Consider the following 15,171-nt stretch of genomic DNA (forward strand, 5'->3'; position numbering starts at 1 on the left):
GCGCTAAAAGCGGAAAAAAAAAAAAAAACCAAAAAAAACCCCCCCCCCCCCCCCCCCCCCCCCCCCCCCCGCGCTGGTGTGACCGTCGGCCACTGGGCCGATCACTCGACTTGACTCGCCTTACTCGACGACGAGGGTGACCTCGATGTTGCCCCGGGTCGCCTTGGAGTACGGGCAGTACGCGTGCGCCTGTTCGACCAGCGCGTGGCCCTGCTCGCCCTGGAGGCTCTCCGGCAGCTCGACCCGCAGCGTCACGGCGAGACCGAAGCCGCCGTCGGTGTCCTTGCCGATGCCGACCTCGGCGGTGACCGAGGCGTCCTTGGTGTCGATCTTCGCGGCCCGGCCGACCGCGCCCAGCGCACTGGCGAAGCAGGCCGCGTAGCCGGCGGCGAAGAGCTGCTCGGGGTTGGTGCCCTCGCCGTTGCCGCCCAGCGCGACCGGGAACGCGAGCTGGAGGTCGAGCCGGCCGTCGGAGCTGACCGTGCGGCCCTCGCGACCGTTGGCAGTGGCAGCGGCGGTGTACAGCGCATCCATCGGAATCGTCCTTCGTCCGTCGTCGATCGCCGGGCTGCTGCCCGTCGGGTCCGGCCGGTGTTCCCGGCCGCTCACTCAGCATGGCACGCATTTCAGTTGTGCGCAACTGAACCTTGCACAACCAAGCTGCGCCCAATCGAGTTGTATCCTTAGCCCATGGCCACCGTGAACCCGAGCAGCCAGCGCAGTCAGAGCAGCCCGACTGTCGCGGAGCTGCCCGCCGACCTCGACCTGCTGCAGCTCGACCTCCAGGTCTGCTTCGCCGTGCACGCCGCAGCCCGCTCCTTCGACCGGGTCTACCGCCGACTGCTGCAGGACCTCGGCCTGACCTATCCGCAGTACCTGGTGATGCTGACCCTCTGGGAGAACGGCGACCTGCCCGTCAAGCGGCTCGGCGAACTGCTCCGGCTCGACTCCGGCACGCTCTCCCCCCTGCTGAAGCGGCTCGACGCGGCCGGCCTGGTGCTGCGTGAGCGCAGCGCACAGGACGAGCGCTCGGTGATCGTCCGCCTGACCGGCGAGGGCACCGCGCTGCGCGCGGCCGCCGAGCAGGTGCCCCGGCAGATCGCCGCCGCGAGCGGGCTCGATGCCGAACAGGGCCGCGAACTGCGCACCCGGCTGGAGCAACTGACGGCCACGCTCGACACGTTCGGCGCCGACCCGGCGAGCGGCCGGTAGCTCGCGGCGAGTTGGCCGCACGGGGCGTCGAACCGGCCGACTTTCCGCACTGATTGTGGCGAGCCTCTTACGGAGCGTGCATCAGAGCGGCCAGACTGGTGCCATGTTGCGTACCCGAACCGCCATCGCCGCCGTCTCCGTCCTCGCCGCCACCGGGCTCTGCGCCGCCCCCGCGCAGGCGACGTCCCGTCAGCTCAGCCGGGGGCAGGAGCAGGTCGATGCGTTCTTCGCCCAGTACCTGACCGCCGTCAACGGACAGAACCAGGACTCGACCCCGCTCGACGTCCGCAACGAGTACCTGACCACCCAGCTCAACCAGCAGCTGACCCAGTACCAGCAGACCCACAACGCCGACCCGGTCTTCCGCGCCCAGAACATCCCGACCGGCTGGTCGACGCAGTACGGCGGCAGCGGGGCGGGGCACACGACGGTGATCCTGACGGAGAACTGGCGCGGCGGGCAGACCACGCAGGTCTGGTACCAGGTGGCACTCTCGAACCTGGTCATCGACGGGCTGCAGGACCCGCCGGCGTAGTCACGCTGCGGTCCCGCCCGTGGAGAAGGATCAGCGGCTCGGCGGGCGGACCATGAAGACGTCGACCGGGTCCTCGGCGTCCAGGACGAATCCGTGGCGCTCGTAGAGCCGGCGGGCGGCGCTGCCCCGCAGGACGTTCAGGCCCACGGTCGCGCCCTGCGCGTCGGTCCGCTCCAACAGCGCGCGCAGGACGGCGGAGCCGAGCCCGCGACCCTGGTGCTGCGGGGCGAGGTAGAAGTGCTCCAGCCACTGCCTGCCCTCGGCGGGCCGGAGCGTGACACTGCCCGCGCATTCGCCGTCGATCACGATGATCGACGTGTGGCGCGGGGAGAAGGAGTCCCGCCACCGCTGCCGCACCTTGTGCTCGTCGTAACGCCCGAGGCGCTCCAGATCGGCGCGCATGACGGCGGCCCGCAGCTCCGCGATCGGCTCGATGTCGGCGGCCACCGCCGCCCGCAGCGTCCAGTCCTCCAGCACCCGGGCCCCCTCCGTGTTCATGCGCCGGAGTATGCCACCGCGCCCGTGGGGCGGTCCGCGGCGCTCGTATGCCGGACGGAGGACGGCGCCCCGCCGCCACCGAGTGTCCTGCCCGGTTTGATCCGGTTCGTCCGGACATAGTGCAGCATGACACGTACTCGAGCGGCCCTGGCCCTCGCCGCAGCCACCATGATCGCCACCAGCCTGTCGACCACTGCGGGTGCCCTCGCCCCGTCAGGTGCACCGAACGGCGCGCACGCCTGCGTCCGCTCCCCGGAGCCCCACTCCGGGCCGGGACGGAAGGTGCTGGACATCGCAGAGCAGGGCAAGGAGCAGTACGGCCTCAACTCGGTGATCCTCAAGGTCACCGACGGCGACCACGAGCTCCTCACCACCGCGCTCGGCGAATCCATGACCGGCGTACCGGCCGAGCCGGACATGCACTTCCGGGCCGGCTCGGTGGGCATCGCCTACATGGGCACGGTGCTGCTGCAGTTGGTGGACGAGCACGTGGTGAGCCTCGACGACCCGATCTCCCGCTGGCTGCCGGACGTGCCGCACGCCGACAAGATCACCCTGCGGATGCTCGGCTCCAGCACCTCCGGCCTGCACGACTACGTCACCGACCCGGACTTCCTCGCCGAGCTGGAGGCCCACCCGTTCCGCCACTGGACCGACGACGACGTCCTCGCCTACCCGTTCAGTCACCCGCTCTGGTACCAGCCCGGCACCAACTGGAGCTACTCGCACGCCAACTTCGTGCTGCTCGGCGAGGCACTGCAGAAGATCACCGGCACCCCGCTGGACGAGCTGCTGGAGCAGCGCGTGATGGGCCCGCTCGGGCTGCACAACACGCAGAACAACTTCACCCCCGAGATCCCGGCCCCGGTGCTGCACGCCTTCACCTCGGAGCGCGGCACCTACGAGGAGTCCACCTTCTGGAACCCCTCGTGGACGACCGCGCGGGGCGCCGTGATCACCACCGACATCTGCGACCTCGCACGCTCGGCGCAGGCCATCGGCACCGGCGCGCTGCTCTCGCCGGCCGGTTTCCGGACCCAGCTCGACCCGGGCACGGTCGGCCTCGGCGAGCCCACCGACATCTGCCCGCCGACGGTGTGCCTGCACAACACCGAGGCGCTGCACTTCGGCTTCACCGTCCTGGTGGAGAACGGCTGGATCCTCCAGAACCCGTCCTTCTCCGGGTACGCGGCGATCCAGGCCTACCTGCCGTGCAAGCACCTCTCCATCGCCGTGTCCACCACCAAGGGCCCGGGCTCGCCCGACATCAACACGGCCGAGGCGATCGCCGCGCAGATCGCCGCCGAGTTCGCACCGGACAACCCGATCCCCGCCCCCACCACCGGCAGCTGACCGCCGGCACGCTAGCGCGCCCCCGCCCAGGCAGTGCCTGGGCGGGGGCTGGACCGGAGGACGCAAGCTGAGGTCTCGTCAGACAGCGCCGAACTCGCCCGCCTTGACGCCCGCAACGAACGAGCTGAACGCGGCTGCGCGGAAGAACAGTGCCGGGCCCTCGGGGTCCTTGGAGTCGCGGACCGGGACCAGGCTGTCGAAGTCAGGAGCGACCTCGACACAAGAGCCACCGTTGCCGCTGTGGCTTGACTTGAACCAGGAAGCGCCGGACAGGTCCAGGACGTCAGTCATGGGTGAAGTTCCTTTCGTGCCTTGCGGATCATTTCCAGGGATGCGGCCTTAGACAGCGCTTCCACCTGCAGCTGATGGTAGGCCCTGTCCCAAGCCCTCACAGTCTCATCGTTCCGCACCACGTAGCCCTGCCCAACCGACTCGGTGTAACCCAGCACGGATCGATCCGCGAAGGTCAGCAGGGTCAGGAATGCCCGGAACGGTAGGTGCTCGGCCAGGCCGAACGGTGCCACCTGGAGGATCACGTGCGGGCGGCCGGCCAGGTCGGCCAGGTGATCGAGCTGCGTGCCCATCGTCTCGACACCGCCGACCGGGCGGCGAATGCAGCTTTCATCCAGGACCGCGTGGACGAGGGGTGGCACGCCTCGCCGCAGGAGGCGCTGCCTCGTTGCAAGGAACCTCAAGCGTTCGTCAGCCTGCTCCTGCGTGACTTCACCACGCTGAACCGCCGCCGCTTCGAGAGCCGAGGAGTAACCCGGGGCCTGAAGTAGCCCCGGGACCATGTTCGGCTCGAAAACCCGGATCTCCGTCGCCCGCGCCTCCTGCGACGCGTGTTCGGGATAGCCCTCCAGTAGTGCGGAGTTCTTGACCCCCTTCAGCATCAGTTCCAGCGTCTGACCCGTCCCCATTGCCTTGTCCGCCGACTTTGCGAACCTCAGCGTGGGGGATTTGAGCGCCGTTTCCACCGCCGAGACATGGGTGTCCGAGTAGCCCATCCGGTCGCCCAAGTCGGTCTGGGACCAGCCGAGAGCCTCCCGCGACGTGCGGACCTGAACCCCGAAGGCCGCACGTGGAGATGACTTGGGGTCAAGCTTCTTGCGGTTCATGCCGGACTCCTACTCCTCTTTCCCTGCCCACAAGTTGAGGATCTGGCGATCGTAGTGGACAGTGGGCGCTCCCGGTAGTGAAACGGCTACAGAGAGGAACAATGGTCTGCCATGGCTTCTTCCCTCAGAAAATTCTCGGATTCGATGCGTGCCGAAGCGAAAGAAACCGCACGCGAGTTGACCGAAACGCTCGGCAAAGCGGTCATTACGCTGCCTTCGGTCACCGTGGACTGGCACGCGGACCGCTTCACCGGAAAGGTCCTGATCGAGCTTGGCGCGGCCCGCGTGGACGTGGTCCAGGACATCATCGCTCTCCTCCGCGACGGACTGGCGTACCGTGCCCAGCAGCAGAATTGAGACCCCCGAAGAACGCGACGAACGCGAACAGCGCGAAGAGGGCGAACGCGCGGTCGCTGCCCTTGTCGACGCCCTTGCGCTGGCCCGCCTCCCCTCGTTCCACTCCCTCACCGCCGGCCGGGTCACCGTCACCCGGGACGGCGTCCACGTGGAGATCGGCGGTGCGAGCGCGCGCACCGTTCTGGCGGTCGCCGCGTACATCGCCCAGCACGCGCGTTGCCTGGGCCATGTCCTCCCCGGCGAGGCCCTGCCCCCTTTCCTGGCCCAGCTGCCCGGTGTGCGAAAGGAACTGAACCCATGAGCAGGATGACCATCTGCGTCTACCGAATCACGGCGACCGGTCAGCGGATCGAGGTCAAGCCTGTCCAGGACGTACAGCCGTGCGCCTTCTGGGAGATCCGCAACACCCTCAACTGGCCACCCTGCGTCTGCGCCCGCTGCGTCCCGCCCAACCGGCCGGGCCGGCAGCCGGACGAGACGTTCCGGGTCCGCCGCCGGACGTGCAGCTAGGCCGTGTCTCAAAATTCGCGTCGGATCAGCGCGCGGCGTTGGGCGCCCGGCTGGGCGTGCCGGCGAAGCGTCCTCGTACTGGGTCGTACTTGGGCGTTTCGCCGGTGCGTCCAGGCGGGATGCCCGGCGTCGCGCGCCCGACGGGAATTATGAGACACGGCCTAGCCACGCGGGGCCGCGCCCCAACGGTGCCACGGCCGAGCCGTGGCACCCCCGGGGACACCGCCGGACGAGCGGTGCGACGGGCTCGGCGGGCAGTTCGGCGCGGTGATCGGGGGCGGCGACGGCTAGCTTCGGAGGGGCCGGCACGCTCAGTGCGATCGGCGACATCCGATGGAGGGAACAGTCATGCTCGACACCAGCAAGGCGTTCACCAGCTTCTCCGTGAACGACCTCGACCAGGCCAAGCACTTCTATGCCGAGACCCTGGGCCTCCAGGTCAGCGACCTGGCCATGGAGGAGCAGTACCGGCTGCTGCGCCTGCACCTCAACGGCGGCGGCGAGGTGCTCATCTACCCGAAGCCCGACCACACTCCGGCATCGTTCACGGTGCTCAACTTCCCGGTGGCGGACGTCGAGCAGGCCGTCGACGAGCTGGCCGGACGCGGGGTGCGGTTCGAGCGCTACCCCGGGCTGGAGGCGGACGAGAAGGGCATCTTCCGTGGCGGCGGCCCGTACATCGCGTGGTTCACCGACCCAGCGGGGAACATCCTCGCGGTGTTGCAGCAGGACAAGTAGCCCGAGCACGTCGTGGTGCAGGCACGGTGCGGCTGTGCGGCGGTTTCGCGGTCCGTGCAGCAGCGGGTGGATCAGCCGGTCCCGCTGCTGCACGCACACACCCGGATCAGCTGATGGCGCCCGGCTCGGTGCTCGCGTGCCTGTTGATGGCGTGGGCGATCTCGGCGAGGGGTGCCGCGTGCATCAGGCCGTGGTGGGTGGCCTCGATCCGGTGGTCGATGATCCGCCCCTCGACGTGGTCGTCCCAGACGCCGTACCCCGGGGTGCCCTCGGGGCGCTGCTCGGTCGCGGTGAAGAAGAGCACGTCGCCCCGGAACAGGCCCGGGGTGAACGCGCGCATCATCCGGATGTGCCGCTCCCAGGCCTCGCCCATCGCGACCAGGTCCTCGGCGGAGAAGGGGGCGGACGAGCTGTCCACCAGGATCTGCACGACCTCCTCCCTGGTGAGCGGCGTGCCCTCGGGGGTCGGACGGGCCACCTGGAACAGCTCCAGGAAGACGGCGAGCGTCTCCTGCTCGTCCCGCTCCACCCCCGGCGTGGTGTAGGCGGCCTGGGGGTACGCGTCCAGGATCGCGAGCATCGCGACCTCCTCCCCCAGCTCCTGCAGGTGGGCGGCCATCGCGTGGACGACAAGGCCGCCGAACGAGTGGCCCAGCAGGTGGTACGGAGCGGACGGCTGGACCTCGCGGAGGAGGGCCACGTAGTCGGCGGCCATCTGCTCGACGCTGTCCGGCAGTCCGTCGCTCCGGGTCAGGCTGCGGGCCTGCAGGGCGTACAGCGGACGGCCCGGCAGGTACGGCAACAGCCTGCTGTAGCCGAGGCCGACGCCGTACCCGGCGTGGATGCAGAACAGCGGTGCCCCGTCGCCGTCGAGACGCAACGGCATCAGTTCGGCGAACTTGTCGCCGAGGTCCGCGCCGCCGTCGAGCCGCTCCGCGAGGCCGGCGACGCTGGGAGCCTCGAACAGGTCCCGGAGCGCCAGCTCCACACCCAGCACGGCCCGGACGCGCCCGATCAGGCGGGTCGCGAGCAGCGAGTGGCCGCCCAGCTCGAAGAAGCTGTCGTCGATGCCGACGGATGCCATCCCGAGGACCTCGGCGAACAGGACGGCGAGCACCTCCTCCTGCGGGGTGCGCGGGGCCCGGTCCGAGCGCGGGGAGAACTCGGGGGCGGGCAGGGCGCGGCGGTCGAGTTTGCCGTTGACGGTCAGTGGCAGCGTGTCGAGGACGACGAGTGCGGCCGGGACCATGTACTCCGGCAGTGCGGTGGCGAGTTGTGCCCGGATGGCGGGTACGTCGAGCTCGACCGCCTCGGCCGGGACGAGGTAGCCGATCAGGCGCTTGTCGCCCGGTGCGTCCTCGCGGACCAGTGCGGCGGCCTGAGCCACGCCTGGGTGTGCGGTCAGTGCCGCCTCCACCTCGCCCAACTCGATCCGGAAACCACGCAGTTTGACCTGCTGGTCGGCCCGGCCGGCGAACTCCAGCTCACCGCGCTCGTTCCAGCGGGCCAGGTCACCGGTGCGGTACATGCGCTCGCCGGCGCCGCCGAACGGGCTGGCGACGAAACGCTCCGCCGTCAGGCCCGGCCGGTCGAGGTAGCCACGTGCCAGACCGGCGCCCGCGATGTAGAGCTCGCCGACACTGCCGACCGGCACCGGGCAGAGCCCGCGATCCAGCACGTACGCCCGGGTGTTGTCGAGCGGACGACCGATCGGCAACACTCCAGCCTCCGAGCGCACCGTGTGCGTGGCCGCGAACGTCGTCGTCTCCGTCGGACCGTAACCGTTCACCACCGCCACACCCGGACACGCCGCCAACACCCGTGCCACCGCGCCCGGCGAGACCACATCACCACCGGTCCACACCTCACGCACACCCGCGAAGCAGCCTGGATCCTCCTCCGCCACCAGAGCGAACAGACCCGCCGTGAGCCACAGACCCGTCACGCCGTGCTCCGACACCAGACGCCCCAGCGCGGCCGCCGTCAGGTCACCCGCAGGGGCCACGACCACGCGGCCACCCGACAGCAGCGGCACCCACAACTCGAACGTCGAAGCATCGAACGAGTGCGGCGAATGCAGCAACACCCGCTCCAACGCCCCACCCGCGAAGCGCCGATCCAACGCCAACGCGACCACGTCCCGCTGCGTGACCGCCACACCCTTCGCCCGACCCGTCGAACCCGAGGTGTACATCACATACGCCAACTGATCAGCGTCACAAGGCACATCGACCGCAGCCGGAGTCTCGCCGGCATCCTCGCCGACAACCAGCACGGTGATGCCCAGCTCGCCGGCCTGCGCAGCGGACGCGGCATCGGCGAGAACCACGCCCACACCCGTCTCGCCAACGATCAGCATCCGGTGCGCCTGCGGGTAGCGCGCGTCCAGCGGAACGTAGAACCCGCCCGCCTTCACCACCGCCAGCAGCGCCACCACCAGATCGGCGGAACGCTCCATCAGCACCGCCACGCCGCGCTCGGCACCCACACCGCAGGCGACCAGCCGAGCAGCCAGACGGCCGGCCCGCGCATCCAACTCCGCGTAGCTGAGCTCCACGCCCTCGTGAACCAGCGCCACCGCACCGGGAGTCCGCGCCACCTGCGCCGCGAGCAACTCCCCCAACGACCCACCCGGGAGCTCCGCCGCCGTGTCGTTCCACTCGACCACACTCTCCCGGTACTGCGCCCCGGTGAGGACCTCGACGCGGTCAACCGACGTGTCGGGGGCGGTCTCCAGAGCGGTGACCAGGCCCTCGACCGTGGTGTGCGTGAGGGCGCAGACCAGGTCCGGGTCGATCGGCGTGACGGCCTGCGCGGTGAGGATGAATCCGCTGCCGAGGTCGTCGACCGACATGGTCAGCGGGTAGTTGGTGCGCTCCTGGCTGTGCAGGACCTCGATGCCGTCCGGGCCCGGGTCGGCGGCAGCGTCGGCGCCCTGGCTGTGCCGGTAGTTGAGCAGGGCAGTGAAGAGCGGCGCCGACCCGGCGACGTCGCTGGCCTTCTGGGCGAGAGCAAGCGGCGCGTGCTCGTGGACCAGCAGGTCGGCGAGCAGCCCGCGCATCGCGAGCATCGCGTCCGCCGCCCCGACGCCGGCGGTCGGAACCCGGACCGGGAGCGTGTTGATGAACAGGCCGGGAACCCGGTCCGCGCCGCTGCCACCGCTCATCCGCCCGAACAGCACGGTGCCGAAGACGACATCGTCACGGTTCGAGGTGGCGGCGACGACCCGCGCCCACGCCACGTGGAAGACGGTGGCCGGGCTGACGCCCAGCCGGCGGGCCTGCTCGCGCAGCCGCTCGGCGAGCCCGGCGTCCAGGTGCAGCTTGGCCTCCACCACCCGACTGGCGTCGCCACGGACGTCCAGCAGGCCGAACGGAGCGGTCGGTTCGCTGATTCCGCCCAGCAGGCCGGCGAAGAAGCGCTCGTGCTCCGCACGGGAGACCCGCAGCCGGGCCTGCGCGACGAAGTCACGGAACGGCTGCGGGGCAGGCAGCTGGTCCTGCCGGCCGTCCAGCACCGCCCGGATCTCCGCCAGCAGCACCTCCATCGCCGTGTGGTCGGTGGTCAGGTGGTGCCGCTGGAGCAGCAACAGCCAGCGCCCGGTGCCGGGTTCGGCCGCGATGTGGGCACGCAGCAGCGGTGCGTGCGCGAGGTCCATCGAGGCAGGACAGGCGGCGAGCAGCCCACGCACCGGATCGCCACCGGACGTGATGTCGAGTTCGACTTCACGGACCTGGAGTTCGGCGCGCCTGGCGACGACCTGGACTGGCTCGGGCAGGCCCTGCCAGAGGACGGCGGTGCGCAGCACGTCGTGCCGGTCCACCACGTACTGCAGCGCACCGAGGAACGCGTCCAGCCGGTCGCGGGAGTCGAACGCCAGCATCATCGGCACGACGTAGACATCGTCCCGGCCGTCGCCAGCCGCCATCAGGTGGTGGAAGAAGATGCCCTCCTGCAACGGCGCGAGCGGGTAGACGTCGGCGATGTTCGCCGCGCCGCCCGGGAACTCCGCTGCCAGCTGCTCGATCTGATCTGATGTCAGATCGACCAGGGTCAGCATGTCGGGCGTGATGGCCTGCGCGCCGGCCGGGATCCGGTTCGGCGGCACGACGACCTCGGCGCCCACCGACGCGGCCGCCAGGCCGGCGACGGTCGGCGCGGAGAACAGCGCCCGCACGTTCAGCCGGACCCCGCGCCCACGCAGCCGCTCGACCAGCGAGACCGCGAGCAGTGAATGCCCGCCCAGCTCGAAGAAGTTGTCGTCCACCCCGACCCGCGGCAGACCGAGCACCTCGGCGAAGACCTCACACAGCACCTCCTCGCGCGGGGTCGAGGGCGCCCGGTGGACGGTGGACACGGCGAAGTCGGGCGCGGGCAGCGCACGCCGGTCCAGCTTGCCGTTCACGGTGACCGGCAGTGCGTCCAGCAGCACGATCGCGGCCGGGACCATGTACTCCGGCAGGACGGCGGCGAGCCCGGCGCGCAGGTCCGCGGCGGCGACCGGCGCGGTGGCGACCACATAGCCGACCAGGCGCTTGTCACCGGGTGCATCCTCACGCACCACGACCGCGGCCTGCGCAACCCCCGGCTGCGCGGCCAACGCGGCCTCCACCTCGCCCAGTTCGGTTCGGAAACCGCGCAGCTTCACCTGGTCGTCGACCCGGCCCGCGTACTCCAGCACGCCGTCCGCACGCCACCGCGCGACGTCACCGGTGCGGTACATCCGGGCACCCGCAGGCCCGAACGGATCCGCGACGAAGCGCTCCGCCGTCAGCCCGGCGCGCCCGAGATACCCGCGCGCCAGCTGGACGCCCGCAAGGTACAACTCGCCCTCGGCGCCGGCCGGCACCGGACGCAGTCCGGCGTCCAGCACGTACACCCGGGTGTTCCAGACCGGCCGCCCGATCGGCACCGACACGCCGGCGCCATCGGCCGAACACGGCCACGCCGTGACGTCCACCGAAGCCTCGGTCGGCCCATAAAGGTTGTGCAGCGGCACGGGCAGCACCCGGGCGAACCCGTCGCGCAGCTCGGCGCTCAACGCCTCGCCGCTGCACAGCACCGCCCGCAGCCCGTCGCAGAGCGCGGCGGCCGGCTCCTGGAGGAAGACCGAGAGCATCGACGGTACGAAGTGGGCGAACGTCACCCGCTCGCAGCGGATCAACTCCGCCAGATACGCCGGATCACGATGACCGCCCGGCCGGGCCACCACCAGGGCGGCACCCTCCAGCAGCGGCCAGAAGAACTCCCAGACGGAGACGTCGAAGCCGAACGGCGTCTTCTGCAGCACCCGGTCGTCCGGGCCCAGGCCGTAGGCGTCCTGCATCCACGCCAGACGGTTCACGATGCCGCCGTGCGGGACCACCACGCCCTTCGGGCGACCGGTCGAACCGGACGTGTAGATCACGTAGGCCGGGTGGTCCGCACCCAGCGCACCGAGGCGCTCGGCGTCCGTCAGATCGGCCGGGCTCCGATCGGACAGCAGCGCCGCGTCGTCGATCAGCAGCACGTGCGAGTCGGCGATCTGTGCGACATGTGAACTGAACTGAGCCATCGTCAGAACTACTGCGGGCTGGGCGTCATCGAGCATGGCGGCGATGCGCTCGGCCGGCAGCTCCGGGTCAACGGGCAGATACGCGCCGCCCGCCTTCAGCACCGCCAGCAGCGCGACCACCAGATCGGCGGAACGCTCCAGCACCACCGCGACCAGCGACTCCGGGCCGACACCGCGCTCGACGAGGAGCCGGGCGAGGCGGTTGGCACGGGAGTTGAGCTCGCCGTACGACAGCTCGACGCCCTCGAAGACCACCGCCACCGCGTCAGCGGTCCGGGCGACCTGCGCCTCGAACAGCGCCGGCAGGGTGGCGGCCGGGACCTCACGCGCCGTGTCGTTCCACTCGGCCAGCAGGGTGTCGCGCTGGGCGTCGGTGAGGACGTCGATCTGGGACAGCGGGGCGTCCGGGGTCATCTCCAGGCTGGTGACCAGACCCTGGAGCGCGGCGTGGGTCAGGGCGCAGACGAGCTGCGGGTCGATCGGCGTGACCGCCTGGACCCCGAGCTGGAAGCCGGTGCCCAGATCGTCGATCGCCACGGTCAGTGGGTAGTTGGTGCGATCGTGGCCGTGCCGGACCTCGATGCCCTCGGTGCCCGCAGTACCCGCAGTGGACGTGGCCGACGAATCGTCGCTCGGGCCATGGCTGTGGCGGTAGTTGAGGAGGGCGGTGAAGAGGGGGGCGGGGGCGGTGATGCCGCTGGCGCGTTGGGCGAGGGCGAGGGGTGCGTGTTCGTGGACGAGGAGGTCGGCGAGCAGGGTGCGCATGGCCAGGGTGGCTTCGCGCACGGTGACGCCGCTGGTGGGGACACGCACGGGCAGGGTGTTGAGGAACAGGCCCGGGACGCGGTCGGCGCCGGTGCCGGCGTTCATGCGGCCGAAGAGGAGGGTGCCGAAGACGACGTCGTCGCGATGGGAGGTGGCGGCGACGACGCGGGCCCAGGCGACGTGGAAGAGCGTGGCCGCGCTCACGCCCAGGCGGCGGGCGCTCTCGCGTAGGCGGGTGGCGAGTTGTGGGTCGAGGGGGAGCTTGGCCTCGCTCATGTGGGTGTCGTGGCCGCGCACATCCAGCAGGCCGAAGGGTGCGGTGGGTTCGGTGACGTCGGCGAGGAGGGTGGTGAAGAAGTGCTCGTGTTCCTCGCGGGTGACGCCCAGGCGGGCCTGGGCGACGAAGTCGCGGAACGGCAGCGGGGTGGGGAGCTGGTCGGTGTTGCCGTCCAGGATGGTGCGGATCTCGGCCATCAGGACGTCCATGGCCGTGTGGTCGGTGATCAGGTGGTGGCGTTGCAGGACCAGCAGCCAGCGCCCGGTGCCGGGTTCGGTGCCGGGTTCGGCGGCGATCCGGGCGCGCAGGAGCGGGGCCTGGGTGAGGTCCATCGAGGCGCGGCAGGAGGCCAGGAGACGGGCTTGGGCGTCGGGTCCCGGGTCCAGTGTGACGTTTTCGATGGGGAGTTGGGCGTTGCGGGCGACGACCTGGACGGGTTCGGGCAGGCCCTGCCACACGATGGCGGTGCGCAGGATGTCGTGGCGGTCCACGACGTGTTGCAGTGCGGTGAGGAAGGTGTCGAGGCGTTCGCGTGAGTCGAAGGTCAGCGCGGTCGGCAGGACGTAGATGTCCTCGCCGCCGTCGCCGGTGGCGATCAGGTGGTGGAAGAAGATGCCTTCCTGCAGTGGTGCGAGGGGGTGGATGTCGGCGATGTTCGCCGCGCCACCGGGGAAGGCGTCCGTGATCTGGTCGATCTGCTCGGGTGTGAGCTCGACCAGGGGCAGCATGTCCGGGGTGATCTCGCGCGCGCCGGCCGGGATCCGGTTGGGCGGAACGACGACCTCGCCGCGTCCGGCGCCCTCGGCCAAGCCTGCCACGGTGGGGGCGGCGAACAGGGCGCGGACGTTGACCTGGACGCCGCGCGCACGCAGCCGCTCCACCAGCGTCACCGCGAGCAGCGAGTGCCCGCCCAGCTCGAAGAAGTTGTCATCCACGCCGACCCGGGCCACGCCCAGGACCTCGGCGAAGACCTCACACAGGACCTCCTCACGCGCCGTCGCGGGCGCCCGATACGTAGCAGCGGCCGTGAAGTCCGGCGCGGGCAGAGCCCGCCGGTCCAGCTTCCCGTTGACGGTCAACGGCAACGCGTCGAGAACCACCACCGCGGCCGGCACCATGTACTCCGGCAACGAGGCCGCCACGTGCGCCCGCACCTCGCTCGGATCGGCCGCCGAGACCACATAGCCCACCAGACGCTTGTCGCCCGCTACGTCCTCGCGGACGATCGCCACGGCCTGCGCGACATCCGGGTGCGAGGCCAGTGCGGCTTCGATCTCGCCGAGTTCGATCCGGAAGCCACGGATCTTCACCTGGTCATCGGCACGGCCCAGGTACTCCAGGTTCCCGTCCGCCCGCCACCGCGCCACATCACCGGTCCGGTACATCCGGCTGCCTGCGGCGGTCGCGAACGGGTCCGCGACGAACCGCTCCGATGTCAGGGCCGAACGGCCCAGGTAGCCGCGCGCCAACTGCACACCAGTGATGTACAGCTCACCCGCCACCCCCGCAGGCACCGGACGCAGGCCCGCGTCCAGCACGTACGCCCGCGTGTTCCACATCGGACGCCCGATCGGCACGATCGCACCCGGCTCCTCGTCCGCGTCGAGCAGGTAGTCCGTGCAGCCGACGGTCGCCTCGGTCGGACCGTAGTGGTTCACCACCGCCACACCCGGATGACGCCCACGCCAGGACTCGATCAACGCACCCGGCACCGCCTCACCACCGACCATCATCCGACCCGACGGCACACACACCGCCGCATCAGCCAACGCCTCCAGATACGACACATGACTCGGCGTCGCCTTCAGGAACGACAACCGCTCCCCCGCCAGCACCGACGGCAGACCCTCATCCACCGCCGCCACCCGCACCCGACCACCACACGTCAACGCGCCATACAACGCCGTCACACCCGCATCGAACGAAATCGACGCATGCAACAACGTCCCGCCACCAAGCTCCGGATACACCACCCAGCAACGCGCCAGATAATTCACCAGACCCTCGTGTGCGACCACCACACCCTTCGGCCGACCCGTCGAACCCGACGTGTAGATCACATACGCAGGATGCTGCGGCCGCAGCGGCACGACACGATCAGCGTCCGTGAGATCAGCAGCGTCGTAGCCCGAGAGCTCCGTCTCGTCGAGCAGCAGCAACTCCACGCCCGGGACCTGTCCCGCGCTCTCCACGCACTGCCGCGAGGTCAGCAGCACCGAGGGCTGAGCATCGCCGAGCATGTAGGCGATCCGGT

The 15,171-nt window shown here is 70.4% G+C and carries 12 protein-coding genes; 7 read left to right on the plus strand and 5 right to left on the minus strand.

Features of this window, described 5'->3' with window-relative positions; genetic code table 11:
- Positions 1-120: 120 nt before the first annotated feature.
- Positions 121-534, minus strand: a complete 414-nt coding sequence (locus AC060L_RS09930) for an organic hydroperoxide resistance protein (protein WP_483798239.1) — start codon at positions 532-534, stop codon at positions 121-123.
- Positions 535-690: 156 nt separating this feature from the next.
- On the opposite strand from AC060L_RS09930, the gene AC060L_RS09935 reads away from it, so the two are divergent.
- Together AC060L_RS09935 and AC060L_RS09940 are read left to right on the plus strand one after the other, a co-directional pair.
- The gene (locus tag AC060L_RS09935; RefSeq protein WP_483798240.1) at positions 691-1,212 is read left to right on the plus strand and encodes a MarR family winged helix-turn-helix transcriptional regulator; all 522 of its coding nucleotides are present in this window, start codon (positions 691-693) and stop codon (positions 1,210-1,212) included.
- Between the two features lie 103 nt (positions 1,213-1,315).
- Complete coding sequence (locus tag AC060L_RS09940; protein ID WP_483798241.1) at positions 1,316-1,747, plus strand: hypothetical protein; 432 nt, start codon at positions 1,316-1,318, stop codon at positions 1,745-1,747.
- Between the two features lie 30 nt (positions 1,748-1,777).
- On the opposite strand, the gene AC060L_RS09945 is transcribed toward AC060L_RS09940, so the two are convergent.
- A complete protein-coding gene (locus AC060L_RS09945; RefSeq protein ID WP_483798242.1) occupies positions 1,778-2,245 on the minus strand; it encodes an N-acetyltransferase family protein in 468 nt (155 codons plus the stop codon).
- A 126-nt stretch (positions 2,246-2,371) separates the two neighbouring features.
- Here AC060L_RS09945 and AC060L_RS09950 point away from each other — a divergent pair, with 126 nt between their 5' ends.
- A complete protein-coding gene (locus AC060L_RS09950) occupies positions 2,372-3,598 on the plus strand; it encodes a serine hydrolase domain-containing protein (protein WP_483798243.1) in 1,227 nt (408 codons plus the stop codon).
- Positions 3,599-3,676: 78 nt separating this feature from the next.
- Here the strand turns inward: AC060L_RS09950 and AC060L_RS09955 are convergent, their stop codons facing one another.
- Both AC060L_RS09955 and AC060L_RS09960 read right to left on the minus strand, forming a co-directional pair.
- Positions 3,677-3,889: a DUF397 domain-containing protein gene (locus AC060L_RS09955; protein ID WP_483798244.1), complete on the minus strand. Its 213-nt coding sequence runs from the start codon at positions 3,887-3,889 to the stop codon at positions 3,677-3,679.
- Positions 3,886-4,716: a helix-turn-helix domain-containing protein gene (locus AC060L_RS09960; RefSeq protein WP_483798245.1), complete on the minus strand. Its 831-nt coding sequence runs from the start codon at positions 4,714-4,716 to the stop codon at positions 3,886-3,888. Before AC060L_RS09960 ends, AC060L_RS09955 begins: the two co-directional genes overlap by 4 nt.
- 111 nt (positions 4,717-4,827) lie before the next feature.
- Here AC060L_RS09960 and AC060L_RS09965 point away from each other — a divergent pair, with 111 nt between their 5' ends.
- The 4 genes from AC060L_RS09965 to AC060L_RS09980 all read left to right on the plus strand — a co-directional run bounded on the left by AC060L_RS09965 (position 4,828) and on the right by AC060L_RS09980 (position 6,321).
- Positions 4,828-5,073 (plus strand): hypothetical protein, encoded by a 246-nt coding sequence (locus AC060L_RS09965; protein ID WP_483798246.1) that lies wholly within the window; start codon positions 4,828-4,830, stop codon positions 5,071-5,073.
- Positions 5,054-5,374, plus strand: a complete 321-nt coding sequence (locus tag AC060L_RS09970; RefSeq protein WP_483798247.1) for a hypothetical protein — start codon at positions 5,054-5,056, stop codon at positions 5,372-5,374. Before AC060L_RS09965 ends, AC060L_RS09970 begins: the two co-directional genes overlap by 20 nt.
- On the plus strand, positions 5,371-5,583 hold the full coding sequence (locus AC060L_RS09975; RefSeq protein ID WP_483798248.1) for a hypothetical protein: 213 nt from the start codon (positions 5,371-5,373) through the stop codon (positions 5,581-5,583). Before AC060L_RS09970 ends, AC060L_RS09975 begins: the two co-directional genes overlap by 4 nt.
- 348 nt (positions 5,584-5,931) lie before the next feature.
- Positions 5,932-6,321: a VOC family protein gene (locus tag AC060L_RS09980; RefSeq protein WP_483798249.1), complete on the plus strand. Its 390-nt coding sequence runs from the start codon at positions 5,932-5,934 to the stop codon at positions 6,319-6,321.
- 106 nt (positions 6,322-6,427) lie between these two features.
- On the opposite strand, the gene AC060L_RS09985 is transcribed toward AC060L_RS09980, so the two are convergent.
- Entirely contained in the window at positions 6,428-15,157 is an 8,730-nt protein-coding gene (locus AC060L_RS09985) for an amino acid adenylation domain-containing protein (RefSeq protein WP_483798250.1), read from the minus strand.
- Between the last annotated feature and the right edge of the window lie 14 nt (positions 15,158-15,171).

It is taken from the genome of Kitasatospora sp. NEAU-69 (assembly GCF_057158765.1).

Bases quoted from the DNA above. Each gene is read 5' to 3' on its own strand.
- AC060L_RS09985 (WP_483798250.1), bottom strand. From the start codon at position 15,157: ATGCTCGGCGATGCTCAGCCCTCGGTGCTGCTGACCTCGCGGCAGTGC.
- AC060L_RS09975 (WP_483798248.1), top strand. From the start codon at position 5,371: ATGAGCAGGATGACCATCTGCGTCTACCGAATCACGGCGACCGGTCAG.
- AC060L_RS09945 (WP_483798242.1), bottom strand. From the start codon at position 2,245: ATGAACACGGAGGGGGCCCGGGTGCTGGAGGACTGGACGCTGCGGGCG.
- AC060L_RS09950 (WP_483798243.1), top strand. From the start codon at position 2,372: ATGACACGTACTCGAGCGGCCCTGGCCCTCGCCGCAGCCACCATGATC.
- AC060L_RS09935 (WP_483798240.1), top strand. From the start codon at position 691: ATGGCCACCGTGAACCCGAGCAGCCAGCGCAGTCAGAGCAGCCCGACT.
- AC060L_RS09980 (WP_483798249.1), top strand. From the start codon at position 5,932: ATGCTCGACACCAGCAAGGCGTTCACCAGCTTCTCCGTGAACGACCTC.
- AC060L_RS09940 (WP_483798241.1), top strand. From the start codon at position 1,316: ATGTTGCGTACCCGAACCGCCATCGCCGCCGTCTCCGTCCTCGCCGCC.
- AC060L_RS09965 (WP_483798246.1), top strand. From the start codon at position 4,828: ATGGCTTCTTCCCTCAGAAAATTCTCGGATTCGATGCGTGCCGAAGCG.
- AC060L_RS09960 (WP_483798245.1), bottom strand. From the start codon at position 4,716: ATGAACCGCAAGAAGCTTGACCCCAAGTCATCTCCACGTGCGGCCTTC.
- AC060L_RS09930 (WP_483798239.1), bottom strand. From the start codon at position 534: ATGGATGCGCTGTACACCGCCGCTGCCACTGCCAACGGTCGCGAGGGC.
- AC060L_RS09955 (WP_483798244.1), bottom strand. From the start codon at position 3,889: ATGACTGACGTCCTGGACCTGTCCGGCGCTTCCTGGTTCAAGTCAAGC.